The following is a 13685-nucleotide window of genomic DNA, read 5'->3' on the forward strand; positions in this document are numbered from 1 at the left end:
TAATGAACACAATACCTTGGCAGGATAAGCCAAAAGATTCGGAAGATGTTCTTTGGCGTTATGATGCCAACCCTATTATAGATCGTTTCGCCATTCCCACATCAAACAGTATTTTCAATAGCGCGGTGGTACCTTTTGAAAATGGATTTGCCGGAGTTTTCCGCTGTGATAACAAAGCGGTCCAAATGAACATCCATGCTGGTTTCAGTGAAGATGGTGTCCATTGGAATATAGATTATGAACCCATACAAATGCAGTCGGGTAATACCGAGATGATAGACTCGGATTATAAGTATGATCCACGAGTTGCCTTCATTGAGGACCGGTATTGGATTACTTGGTGCAATGGTTATCATGGTCCAACCATTGGTATTGCTTATACGTTTGATTTTAAAGAATTCTATCAATGCGAAAATGCATTTTTACCCTTTAATAGAAACGGAGTGTTATTCCCAAAAAAAATAAATGGCAAATATGCGATGCTCAGCAGGCCAAGTGACAATGGTCATACCCCCTTCGGTGATATTTATTTAAGTTACAGCCCTGATATGAAATATTGGGGCGAACATCGCTGTGTGATGAAAGCCGCTTCCTTTAATGATAGTGCATGGCAATGTGCCAAGATAGGCGCTGGTCCGGTACCTATTTGGACAAACGAAGGTTGGTTGGTGTTTTATCACGGTGTGATAAAGACCTGTAATGGTTTTCGCTATTCCATGGGATCCGCGGTATTGGATGAAAACCAACCGGATAAAGTTAAGTATCGGACACAACCCTACTTAATGGCCCCTACGGAAATATATGAACAGGTAGGTGATGTGCCTAACGTCATCTTTCCGTGTGCCACTTTACATTCCGAGGAGGAGGACAAGTTGGCATTGTATTATGGGGCAGCCGATACGGTAACTGCTTTGGCATTTGGCCATATTTCGGAAATAATTGCTTTTACCAAGCAAAACAGTTTATAGGTAAATGGGGGATGAGTCTTTGAAAAGAGTCAAAACGGTAAACCTAATGCTTTTTCTTTTGTATATGGGTTGCATACAGTTGGCCGGTCAAGAAACACCGAGAAAATATGTTGCCCTAAAGACCTTGGAAGCGCTTAGTATTGATGGAAAAGCGAATGAACCTTCGTGGTCCAATGTAGAATGGAGTTCGGATTTCATTGATATTGAAGGGATGAAAATACCCGAATATAAAACCCAAATGAAAATGCTTTGGGACAATACCTATCTCTATTTTTTTGCGCAAATGGAAGAACCACATATTTGGGGAACTTTAAAGCAACGGGACACGGTGATTTTTTATAATAATGACTTTGAGATTTTCATAGACCCGGATGGGGATACCCACAATTATATGGAGTTTGAGATGAACGCCCTGAACACCGTTTGGGATCTATTTTTAACCAAACCCTATAGAAACCAAGGAAAAGTTTTGGACAGTTGGGATATCCAGGGCCTAAAATCGGCAGTTTACGTGGACGGAACTTTGAACAAATCCAACGATTCCGATACGGGATGGAGTGTTGAAATTGCCATTCCTTGGTCGGTGCTTACCGAGGCCAGCAATAGCAAAAACCTTCCCAAAAATGAATTTTGGCGAATCAACTTTTCAAGGGTCAATTGGGATTATGAATTGACGGATGGACGCTATTCCAGAAAAAAGGACGAAAATGGAAAATACCTTCCCGAATACAATTGGGTATGGTCTCCGCAAGGTGTCATCAACATGCATGAACCGGAGCATTGGGGCTATGTCTATTTTTCGACGAATAGAACCGGGGGAAAAGATGATTTTTCAATACCAAAAGATGAGTATATTAAATGGCATCTTTACGAATTGTACCGAAATTTTAGGGATAGAAGGAAAGAAGATACAAAAGGGAAATCCGCAAACGATGAAATTTTTGGGTTCTCAAAAGAACTGTTCGGGAAGTCTTTCACACCCATATTGGAGGATTGCAAAACAGGGTTTACTATTTGGACAAAGAGTCCCTTTACCAACAAAACGCTGATAGTTAAGAACGACGGAAAATTTGAAACTCATGAAGAAAAATAGTCTTATTATAGGTGCTTTTTGCTTTTTCATTATAGTAGGGGCCATATCTTGTGTGAATCCAAAGGTGGAGAAGAAAGATGGGAAAAAAGACCTGGAAATGTCTTTGTTGGAACATGTGAACCCTTTAATGGGTACAGATTCAGAATTTAGCCTTTCCAATGGGAATACCTATCCGGCCATTGCTATGCCTTGGGGTATGAATTTTTGGACGCCAATGACGGCTAAAATGGGGAATGGATGGACTTATAATTATGATGATTATAAGATTCGTGGTATTAAACAAACCCATCAACCGAGTCCATGGGTCAACGACTATGCGGCCTTTTCTTTTATGCCCGTTACCGGTGAATTAAACTTCCAGGAGGATGAGCGGGCCTCCTGGTTCTCGCATAAATCGGAGACCGTACGCCCGGATTACTATAGCGTTTATTTGGCGGATTATGATGTTATCACGGAAGTGACCCCAACAGAACGAGCGGCCCAATTTAAGTTTACCTTTCCGGAAACCGATTCCGCTTATGTGGTACTCGATGCGTTCAATAAAGGTTCTATGGTTAAGATTCTCCCTGATGAAAGAAAGATAATCGGGTACTGCAGGAATAATAGCGGAGGAGTTCCTGAGAATTTCCATAATTATTTTGTGGCCCAGTTCGATACGGATTTTGAGTTGACCCATACCTGGGAGGATAATTGGAAGTTAAAAGAGAATACAACCCAGAGCGAAGGTGATCATGTGGGAGCTATCATTGGATTCAAGACCAAAAGGGGCCAAAAGGTGCATGTAAAGGTGGCTTCCTCCTTTATAAGTCCGGAGCAGGCCCAATTGAACTTGGACCGGGAAATAAGTGGTGACACATTTGATCAAACCCTACAAAAAGCATCTTCGGCCTGGGAAAAGGAACTAAACCGCATTCAGGTAACTTCGGATAATTTGGATGATATACGGACTTTTTATTCCTGCTTGTACCGGGTACTCCTATTTCCTAGGAAGTTCTATGAATTGGACAAGGATAACAAGGTGGTCCATTACAGTCCGTATAACGGCAAAGTAGAATCCGGTTACATGTTTACGGATAATGGTTTTTGGGATACGTTTCGTGCGGTATTTCCCTTTTTCAACATGATGTATCCTACCCTAAACTCCCAGATTATGGAAGGCCTGGCCAATACGTATAAAGAGTCGCGTTGGCTACCGGAGTGGGCCAGTCCCGGACACCGTGATGTGATGATCGGTTCCAATTCGGCACCGATTATCGTGGATGCCTTTTTACAAGGGAATGTACCCGAAAAGGATAAATCCATATTGCTTGAAGCATTACTTAAAAATGCCACAGTGGAAGAAGGTCGGCCGGAAACTTCCGTGGGACGAGAAGGTGTGGATTATTACAACGATTTGGGCTATGTTCCCTATGATGTGGATATCCATGAAAACGCGGCCCGTACCTTAGAGTATGCCTATGCGGATTTTACCATAGCCCGCATGGCGAAAACCATGGGCAAGGATAGCTTGGCAGAAATGTACTTCTCCAAGTCCATGAACTACAAAAATCTCTATGATTCGTCCACAAAACTAATGCGGGGCAAGAATAAGGACGGGAATTTTCAGTCTCCTTTTAACCCCTTAAAATGGGGTGATGCTTTTACAGAAGGGAATAGTCTGCACTATACCTGGTCTGTTTTTCATGATGTACAGGGCCTTATCAATCTAATGGGCGGAGCTAATGAGTTTACGAAGATGCTGGACCATGTTTTTGAAATGCCACCGATATTTGATGATTCATACTATGGTTTTACCATTCATGAGATACGTGAAATGCAGATTATGAACATGGGGAATTATGCACATGGCAACCAGCCCATTCAACATATGATATACCTGTATAACTACGCAGGTCAGCCTTGGAAGACTCAAGAAAAGATTAGAGAGGTATTGACCAAGTTATATACCCCAACTCCGGACGGATATTGTGGGGACGAAGATAACGGACAAACTTCGGCCTGGTATGTATTTAGTGCTTTGGGCTTTTATCCTGTAGCACCGGCAACTGATCAATTTGTAATCGGTAGTCCTCTGTTTGATAAGGCAAAACTACACTTGGAAAACGGGAATACATTTTTGATTAAAGCCGACGGAAATGGAAAAGGTAGGCCCTACATTCATAACGCAAATCTCAATGGGCTCAATTTTGAACAAACTTGGCTGGGAGTAGAATCCATTCAAAAAGGAGGGGAACTTATTTTTGAAATGGGATCGGAACCGAATACAAATTGGGGGGTATCGTCAGAATCCGTACCGTATTCATTAAGCAATGAGTAAAGACCATAAAATACCATTTGAAAGCGATATTCAAACAAATTATGACTTTTAGATTTTTTCTTTTTTCCGTGGTTTTCATCAATTCCCTTTATGGGCAAAAGCAGCCTGTGGAGTATGTAAATCCGTTTATCGGAACTTCCAATTTTGGTACCACAAATCCTGGTCCCATTGCTGTGAGGGGAATGGCCAACGTTTCGCCCTTTAATGTGGCAGGAGAACAAAACTTGCCGTTGGAAAAAGACAGTCGTTGGTTGTCCACGCCCTATGTTCACGAGAATGGGTTTTTGACCGGGTTCAGCCATGTCAACCTAAGTGGGGTAGGCTGTCCAGAACTTGGCGTTATTTTGGCCATGCCAACTACCGGTGAGATAGAGACGGATCATTTGAAATACGGATCCACCTATTCCTCGGAAGTATCCGAAGTGGGGTATTATTCCAATCATTTGGATAAATACAATATAAAGATGGAGGCTACCGCTACCACGAGGGTAGGGGTCAGCAATTACACTTTCCCCAAAGGGGATTCGAATGTTCTATTGAATTTAGGTCTGGGACTTACCAATGAGCAGGGAGCAAGCGTTAGGGTGGTTTCCCCTACTGAAATAGAGGGAATGCGGTCGGTCGGTTCATTTTGCTACTACAAGCCGGAAGAAGCCTATCCGGTATATTTCGTAGCCCGTTTTTCAAGACCGGCACAAGAATTTGGAACTTGGAAAAAACCAACAAAATATAACGGGGTCGAATCCCAATGGATGGGTTACAATGGGAAAACCAGATTAATGCGGGGCTATACCAAAGAAGTTGTTGGTGATAGCATTGGGGCGTATATGCGATACAGTTTTGAGGAACCGACCCAATTGGAATTGAAAATTGGCATATCCTATATAAGTATAGCCAATGCCAGGGAAAACATGGAAAAGGAAACTTCCGATAGAAGTTTTGATCAAATTCTACAAAGTGCCAAGGATGAATGGAATCGATATTTGTCCAAGATTGAGGTGGAAGGGGGCACGGAAAAGGATAAAATCAACTTTTATACGGCCTTGTACCATACCTTGATACATCCGAACACCCTAAACGATGCAAATGGGGACTATCCCAAAATGAGGACACGGGAAACTTTAAAAACGGATGGGACCCGTTATACGGTTTTTTCGCTTTGGGACACCTACCGCAATTTACATCAGTTGATGAGCCTGGTTTATCCCAAGCAACAATCCAACATGGTGAAGAGCATGTTGCAGATATATGATGAGAGCGGCTGGCTTCCGAAATGGGAATTAAACGCCACGGAGACAACCACTATGGTGGGAGACCCAGCTGGAATCATCATTGCAGATACCTATCTTAAGGGAATCCGTGATTTTGATGTCCAAAAGGCATACGAGGCCATGATAAAAAGTGCGGACCAAACAGAGAACAATCCGCTCCGGCCGGGAATTAAAGATTATCTGGATAAAGGATATTTGACGACCAAGACTACCAATAGCGGTTCGGTTTCCACAACGCAAGAGTATAACATTACCGATTTTGCGATTGCTCAATTGGCCAAGGCCCTGGGCGAAAAGAAAGATCAAAAAAGATTTGCCAAAAGAGCCATCTCCTATAGGAATCTGTTTGATTCTGACATTAATCTTTTACGACCAAAAAATGATGATGGCACTTGGCTTACACCCTACAATCCGGAATCCGGGGCCAATTTTGAAAAAAACTTGGGATTCATTGAGGGCAATGCTTGGCAATATACTTTTATGGTTCCCCATGATATAAAGGGATTGATGAAAATGATGGGAGGCCCCAAAACCTTTGCAGACCGGCTTCAAGATGTTTTTGACAAGGATCAATTTGATATGGCCAACGAACCGGATATCGCTTACCCCTATTTGTTCAATTATGTAAAGGGTCAGGAACATCGCACCCAACAAAAGGTATCCGAGCTTTTGGAAACCTATTTTAAGAACAGCCCGGACGGATTGCCTGGAAACGATGATACGGGAACCATGTCCGCCTGGGCGGTATTTTCTATGATGGGGTTATATCCCATTACGCCTGCCGAACCTGTTTATGCCCTGACTAAACCAGTTTTTGATACCATTACCGTTCATTTGGATGATAAGTACTATAAGAACAAAAAATTGCAAATAATAAGCAGCGGTCCAAAAGAAAAGAATGCAGAGATCCAAACCATCAAGGTGGATGGAAAACCGCTTAAAGGATATTTTATTTCACATAATGATTTAACCAACGCTTCCACCTTGTATTTTGAAATGGTATCCCATTAATTTTTATGCGTAAGCTATGCCAAGAATCATATCCCTATTTCTAACAACTGTGATGGTTTTCCATGTTTCATGTACCGAGGACCGGCTACAGATCTTCGACAATGGGAAGTCGGATTATGAAATAGTGGTTTTGGGTGAAGCTACGGAAAGCCAGTATCGATCAGCGGAATTGTTACAGGAGTATTTGCAAAAAATAAGTGGGGTGGCACTGGATATTGTGGATGAAAGCTCCCAAGATGCTTCAAAACATAAAATCTATGTTGGAAATAGAAACGATGAGCCATTGGAGCCCCATCAAATTGTCATCAGAACACAGGAAAAAGACTTGTTCATTTTTGGCCATTCCGATTTGGATACCCGGTATGCGGTCTATGAATTTTTAGAGCGTTACCTGGGATGTAAATGGTATGCCCCCGATGCTATGGAAATTCCCTCCATATCGTCTATAGTACTGGAACCTATCGGTTATGTGTATACACCGGAGATAACTACGAGAACGGTACATTCCAAACTATTCTATGAAAACAAAAGTTTTGCCGACCAGCAAAAAGTAACTTATGAGTCCTTTCCATACTATGCTCAGGGAGCTAGGGTTCATACTTTTCATCGGTTTTTGCCGGAGGAGAAATTCTATGGATCCCATCCAGAATATTATGCCTTAAGAGGAGATCAACGATTGCCCACCCAATTGTGCCTAACCAATGAAAAGGTATTGGAAATCGTTAAGGATTCTGTATCCGCTTTGTTTGAACGAAATCCGCAAGCTTCAGTTGTTTCGGTAAGTCAGGACGATAATCAGCAGCACTGTCAATGTGATGCTTGCAGTAAGATCGATAGGGAAGAAGGTAGTCCTTCGGGGACCATGATCCGCTTTGTAAATGAAGTGGCCGCCGATTTTCCGGATAAAACTATTTCTACCTTGGCCTATCAGTATACCCGTAAACCCTCCAAGACTAGACCAGCAGACAATGTGTTGGTAACCCTTTGCTCCATAGAGTGTGACCGTGCAGCACCTATTGCTGAAAAGTGTACCGATTTTGCCGAGGATTTGGAGGGTTGGGGAAGATTAACGGATAATGTGAGAATCTGGGATTATACCACCCAGTTCACCAATTTTCTGGCACCCTTTCCCAATTTACATGCGTTACGGCCCAACATTCAATTATTTAGGGATAACAATGCGAAATGGGTCTTTGAACAACATAGCCATAATCCAAGTGAACTTTTTGAACTACGGTCGTACATAACGGCAAAATTGTTATGGAACCCCGATTTGGATCTGGATGCCTTGTTGGTAGAGTTTACCGAGGGGTATTACGGGGTAGCCGGAACGTACATTAAGGCCTATGTAGATTTGATTCATAGCGAACTGGAAAAAGATACAGATTTCTTTTTATTCCTATATGGGGACCCTTCCGAGGCATTTGGTTCCTATCTACGGCCGGAACTATTGACCAAATACATGGAATTGTTCGATAAGGCCGAAAATGTAGTAGCCGATAGCCAAGAATTGGTGGCCAGGGTAAAGAAAGCCCGTTTAGGGGTGGATTATGCGGTTTTAGAAGCCAGTAGAAAAAGTATCGATGAAAAGTACAGTTTAATGATTATGGATGATGGGGGAACAAAAAAAGCCAATCCTAGAGTAGTGTCCGTTTTGGATAACTTTATGGAAACGACTTCAGGACACAATATAGAACTCATAAATGAAATGGGCTTTACGGTAAATGAGTATGGTAAAAATTATCTATCCGCCCTGGAAATCGCTCAAAAACCCAATAAAGCCAAAGGCAAAAAAGTAGTTACTTTATCGAAACCCAAAAAATATGCTGATGAAGATCCCTTAGTCCTTACGGACGGTGCCTTGGGGGGGAGTAGTTTTTATGCCAATTGGTTGGGATACGAAGGAAACGATATGGAAGTGGTCTTGGATTTAGGGGAACCCGTGGAGATAGGGACCATCTCCCTTGCTTTTTTACAGGTAACCAATCACATCGTGTTCTTGCCATCCTCAGTGTCCTATTCGATATCTTTGGACGACAAGTATTTCCGTATGCTGGGTACAGTGCCTAATCCTTATCCCCTAAAAAAAGATAGTAAAGTAAACGACATCCAGTATTTTGATATGGACTTTGAACCGTTACAAGCACGTTACGTTAAAATTCAGGCAAAGAATACCAAAACGCCATATTGGCATCATGCGGCTGGATTACCTTCTTGGACCTTCGCTGATGAAATAATTGTTAATTAATTGATTTGAGCAAGAAGGAAAACAGGTACTATGAATTCATGATAGAATCTATTTAGTTTTTTCCTTCCATCTTTCGATGATATTGTTCTCCCTTTCTTCGGATATTCCAAAAACCACATCATATCCTTCCTCCTCAATGAATCTTTTCTCTTTAAAAGAGAGATAACTTGTTTTAACGGTCTCGTCGTAATCCGTAAACACCAGTCCATCTTCTATGGCCTTTTTACTACTAATTTGATAAAAACCAGGTTCAGGATCAAAAGCGACAGGAATCCAAAAAGGAATTTCCATAAAAGGTTCAAGCTTAACTTCTTCGACCAAAAATTTAGGGTCCATCCATAGTATCCTTACTTTGCTTTTCAACGCTTTCTTTGCCTGAATCAGCATGTCCTTATAGCCCATTGCTGAGGCTGGGCCTACTAGATTAAAATGGCCCCCAACTTTTTTTTCAAGACAAGAAGCAATGAACGTACCAATGTCCTGGGCATCTATCAATTGAACGGGATCATTGGAATCGGGCGCTAAAATTTCTTTTCGGTTTTTGATCCGGTTTAGCAGATATCTTCCAAAGGGACCGGAATCCCGATCCCCGACAATTGCACCAGGCCTCACTATGGTAAACTGACCGGGGAATGCTTCCTCTACTGCTTTTTCGCACAGCACCTTGTTGAGGTTGTAGTTGCCCTCCTCATAGCTATTACCTTTTCGCCTTGCCGTGTTTTCATCTAATCCTATGGGTCCATAATTGGCATATACGGCAATACTGGAAACAAATACATAGTGTTTGGTTCTATTTTGTAAAACAGTTATGGCGTTTTGGACAAAATTTGGGTTTTGTGGCCATACATCGATAACCACATCCCAAATTTCCTTTCCATTTTTTAGATTCTGGTATCCGGAAATACCCTTTTTGCGGTCCCCCCTTATTTTGTAAAGCTTAGGGAATAAATCCGGATTGGTAATTCCTCTATTAAACAAGGTTACGTTATGTCCCTTGTCGACAAGTGAATTTACGATTGCCGGTCCCAAAAAGTTTGTACCGCCCAATACCAACACGTTTAGTTTAACGGCGGATATGGGATTGGGTAGTACAAATGGCATGGAGAAGGTTGCCGCTCCCATCATGGAGAAATCTTTTAGGAATTTTCGTCTACTGGTATACATAAGTCCAAGTTTTAGTTCTATTGACCGAATTAAAAATAGGATTTCAATTATTCTTCCTTTTACAGAATAGTACCAACAGCCTTCTATCTTTTACAAAGACATACAAAAAACACTTTTTTGTAATTGGTACTCATTATTATGTAATTAGAACTCAATTTTTGTTTTTTTATACCTAGTATTGATTTATGCAACCATTTTACCACTAAATTGGTTAAGATTTCTTCGTCCATGAAAAAACTAGTGAGGCATGGTGTTTTCTGGTGTCTGTACATCCTCTTTACGGTAGGGATTTACTATGTTCAGGAACCCAACCTGGGTTTACATATCACTTATGAATTGGCATCTTTGCCTGCAAAATTTCTTATGGTATACGCCACGCTGTATTTTATTCTACCCCAATTTGTGTTAAAGAAAAAGTATGGGCTGGCGTTCTTGCAATTTGCCATACTATTGATTGTCGGAATATTTTTTTTACGATTGTTGGTATGGGTAACTGTTTATCCGATTTATTTTCCTGACCTTGATACCAAGCTCATTCCGAGTAACCCAACAAAACTTATCTCCCCTTTGTTGGATCTCATTATAGTATCTTCAATGGCAGTGGTCATTAAATTGTTACGGGATCGCGAAAAACAGCAACTGGACCATCTCAATCGCTCAAAATCAAACATTCAAAATGAACTACAACTCCTAAAGTCCCAGCTGCATCCCCATTTCCTCTTTAATATCTTAAATGGGCTGTATGCCCAAATATTGGAGAACCCGGAAAAAGCATCGCATATGGTAGTTCAACTTTCGGACCTTCTACGTTTTATTCTGTATGAGGCAAAAGAATCACTGGTAGACGTTGAGGAAGATTTGGAATGTCTGGGGAACTATATTGCTTTGGAGCAAATGCGATATGGTAACAAACTGGATTTAAGTTATACCGTTTTAGGAATAACAGTCCATAAAAAGATTCCACCTTTGCTCCTTCTTCCGTTTGTTGAAAATTCATTTAAGCATGGTATCTCCAAAGATTATGAAAAATGTTGGATACGATGTAAAATTGAATTCTTTGAAGATATTCTGATGTTGGATCTGGAGAATTCAAAACCCTCGTTTTTTGAAGAAAGCCAAACTGAAAATGGGATAGGACTTAAAAATGTTAAACAACGATTGGACCATGTTTTTCCCAGAAGATATGATCTCACTATAAATGATATGGAAGATAGATTTTTAATTAACTTAAAAATACCTATAGTCAAAAAATGAAGTGCGTAATTATTGATGACGAGCCTTTGGCTATTGATGTTTTGACAAAGCATTTGAAAAAAACGCAGGGCCTTACCTTGCTTAGGTCTTTTCAAAACGCCTTCGAGGCCTTATATTATGTACAGACCCAAAGGGTAGATTTGGTTTTTTTGGATATTCAAATGCCTGGAATAAAAGGATTACAGTTTATCAGGATTTTAAAATATCCGCCTAAAATTATCATAACAACAGCCTTTAAGGAATATGCTTTGGAGGCGCTTGAATTGGGCGTGGTCGATTACCTGCTGAAACCAATACCTTATCATAGATTTCTTTCTGCCGTAAGCAAGGCCATGGAGATGAAATCTATGCCAAAGGTCTCTTCAATGACCAAAGAGATTAATAAGGATCGGTACTTTTTTTGTAAGGAAGGGTCTGTTTATGTTAAGGTTCATGAACGGGATATTGGTTATATACATGGAAATCGAAACTATTGTATTATTCATCTGCACGACCGAAAACTAAAAGTAAAAGGTAATCTGGGCTATTATCATTCGGTTTTTTCCGAAGATAATTTTGCAAGGGTACATAAATCTTATTTGGTCTCCCTGGACCGTATAGAAAAATATGATTCCGACTCTTTATGGATACATGGGGACGTCATCCCAATAGGAAGGACCTATAAAACAGTAGTATGGGATTATTTGAAGGAAAAGACCTTATAAACCACTTCTTTATAGAATTTAATCGTTTTCCCTCCGGATAGTCTATAAAAAGGGTCATTTAATCCCAATTTTAGGATAATACCGTTTCTAGACCATGTGTATATTGATTCCGATAAATGGAAGTATTGCTTTATTTCATACCAAAAAGCCTTTCATACATCGATAAATCTCTGAAATGATTTTAGGTCGCCCCAAATTTGAGGTATCCTAAATCATGTTGATTATGAAAGAACGTATCAATTTACAGAAGGTGTTTACCTTTACCTGTTGTTTATTTGTGGCAGTGGTACTCTTACTTATTAAGAAGATGATGGTTTATAATGGGTTTTAAGGAATAAACCTGGCTCAATTACCTTAAAGATTGTAAAAGCAAGCCATATTCCGGTAAGCCGCAAATAAAACGTGCAATTGTCGCCGGCAAGTCTTTAGTCCTATCTTCTTAAGTCATTTGGGAGGTATTTAGCCTCTTCCCTCAATGTAAAGCAATGTAGTTGCCCAAATAATGGCACAGGACAAAAAAATACCCAATGCATTGGCAAAAAATGCCTTGCGCCTTTGTATTTGAAACAAATAAGACGCGATACTTCCTGCATAAACCCCGGTACCGGGAATAGGTAGCATAACAAAGAATACGAGACCCCAAAAGCCGTATTTCCGGATTTTTTCCCCAGAGCCTACCTTTGCCCTTTTAGCCACAAAGACTGCCGATTTTTTATAAAACCTCCATTGTAGTAAATAACGATGCAAATTTTCCAAAAAAAACAGCATAATGGGAAAGACGAGAAGATTGGCCGCAAAACAGACCACAAATACCAAGTAACTATTCAACCCACTGTACAATCCATAGGGTATGCCCACTTTGGCCTCTCCAAATGGAGAAAGGCTCCACAAAAACGATATGATTATGTCCAATACGGGCATGGTAACGGTTAAACCGCTAAACTACACTTGCCTTAAGGAATTGGAGGGACACGAATCATAAATGTTCCTTAAAAACGACGTTAGTCCTGTTAATTTTACCCATACGATTACATAGATTGCAGTAGAGAGTGCCATTAGATGATTAAAATCAAGATGTTTTAGTTTACTGCTCTTGGTTTACACGTAAGTTATGGCAACTTAATCCGCACCAAATTCATGAATAGGTTGCCAAAGGCTTGTTGAAAGAAAATCAATTCAAAAAGGAATGATTAAAATACGATGAAACAATACACAATCCTGTAGCAGGATTACCTGGCTCACCGTTAACTGTAAACGGGTATGGGCTTATTAGTTTCCTTTAATGCGTTAGTATCATTTTTTAAACTGGGAATTCGCTATTTTTCACAAAATGCGATACCGTTCAAGAATGATAGTCTCCAATTTATCAGCTTTATCAACGGATTTTTTCATCCTAAAGCTCCAGAAAATTCTTTAATTTTTTATCCTCGACCTTGATTTTACTATTTTGTAACGCTTCACGCAAATCTTGTCTTGCCCATTGCATTTGTTGAATGGAAATCTGGAGATTGATATTGGCCTCGTGCAGTTCGGCCCATGATAAATCCAATTTCTTTTTAGTTTTCTTAAAATGTTCCATGCTCGAAATGTACGAAAAAACGAATGTCATGACAGTTAATTCTCAAATTTTTCGATGAAACTACCATCAATTAACT

Annotated in this window: 10 protein-coding genes; 7 read left to right on the forward strand and 3 right to left on the reverse strand. The window is 40.4% G+C overall.

Translation table 11 applies throughout. The features are described 5' to 3' along the window. Nucleotides 1-2: 2 nt before the first annotated feature. The 5 genes from ACP2AF_RS10960 to ACP2AF_RS10980 are packed head-to-tail and all read left to right on the forward strand — an operon-like array spanning nucleotide 3 to nucleotide 8908. Nucleotides 3-968, forward strand: a complete 966-nt coding sequence (locus ACP2AF_RS10960) for a glycosidase (RefSeq protein WP_425236195.1) — start codon at nucleotides 3-5, stop codon at nucleotides 966-968. A gap of 46 nt (nucleotides 969-1014) precedes the next feature. Then, nucleotides 1015-2061 carry a carbohydrate-binding family 9-like protein gene (locus tag ACP2AF_RS10965; RefSeq protein WP_425236196.1) on the forward strand — a complete coding sequence of 349 codons (1047 nt, stop codon included), beginning with the start codon at nucleotides 1015-1017 and terminating at the stop codon, nucleotides 2059-2061. Next, entirely contained in the window at nucleotides 2048-4378 is a 2331-nt protein-coding gene (locus ACP2AF_RS10970) for a GH92 family glycosyl hydrolase (protein ID WP_425236197.1), read from the forward strand. Before ACP2AF_RS10965 ends, ACP2AF_RS10970 begins: the two co-directional genes overlap by 14 nt. A 41-nt stretch (nucleotides 4379-4419) precedes the next feature. After that, nucleotides 4420-6660 carry a GH92 family glycosyl hydrolase gene (locus ACP2AF_RS10975; RefSeq protein WP_425236198.1) on the forward strand — a complete coding sequence of 747 codons (2241 nt, stop codon included), beginning with the start codon at nucleotides 4420-4422 and terminating at the stop codon, nucleotides 6658-6660. Nucleotides 6661-6676: 16 nt separating this feature from the next. Beyond that, the gene (locus ACP2AF_RS10980) at nucleotides 6677-8908 is read left to right on the forward strand and encodes a DUF4838 domain-containing protein (RefSeq protein ID WP_425236199.1); all 2232 of its coding nucleotides are present in this window, start codon (nucleotides 6677-6679) and stop codon (nucleotides 8906-8908) included. A gap of 48 nt (nucleotides 8909-8956) precedes the next feature. Here the strand turns inward: ACP2AF_RS10980 and ACP2AF_RS10985 are convergent, their stop codons facing one another. Beyond that, nucleotides 8957-10072, reverse strand: coding sequence for an NAD-dependent epimerase/dehydratase family protein (locus ACP2AF_RS10985; protein ID WP_425236200.1), 1116 nt, complete (start codon nucleotides 10070-10072; stop codon nucleotides 8957-8959). 228 nt (nucleotides 10073-10300) lie between these two features. On the opposite strand from ACP2AF_RS10985, the gene ACP2AF_RS10990 reads away from it, so the two are divergent. Together ACP2AF_RS10990 and ACP2AF_RS10995 are read left to right on the forward strand one after the other, a co-directional pair. After that, entirely contained in the window at nucleotides 10301-11326 is a 1026-nt protein-coding gene (locus tag ACP2AF_RS10990) for a sensor histidine kinase (RefSeq protein ID WP_425236201.1), read from the forward strand. Further along, entirely contained in the window at nucleotides 11323-12030 is a 708-nt protein-coding gene (locus ACP2AF_RS10995) for a LytR/AlgR family response regulator transcription factor (RefSeq protein ID WP_425236202.1), read from the forward strand. Before ACP2AF_RS10990 ends, ACP2AF_RS10995 begins: the two co-directional genes overlap by 4 nt. 459 nt (nucleotides 12031-12489) lie before the next feature. Here the strand turns inward: ACP2AF_RS10995 and ACP2AF_RS11000 are convergent, their stop codons facing one another. Further along, nucleotides 12490-12951: a COG2426 family protein gene (locus ACP2AF_RS11000; RefSeq protein WP_425236203.1), complete on the reverse strand. Its 462-nt coding sequence runs from the start codon at nucleotides 12949-12951 to the stop codon at nucleotides 12490-12492. A gap of 472 nt (nucleotides 12952-13423) precedes the next feature. Continuing rightward, nucleotides 13424-13609, reverse strand: a complete 186-nt coding sequence (locus ACP2AF_RS11005; RefSeq protein WP_425236204.1) for a hypothetical protein — start codon at nucleotides 13607-13609, stop codon at nucleotides 13424-13426. Between the last annotated feature and the right edge of the window lie 76 nt (nucleotides 13610-13685).

This window comes from Ulvibacterium sp., from assembly GCF_965248315.1.
Lineage (GTDB): Bacteria > Bacteroidota > Bacteroidia > Flavobacteriales > Flavobacteriaceae > Ulvibacterium.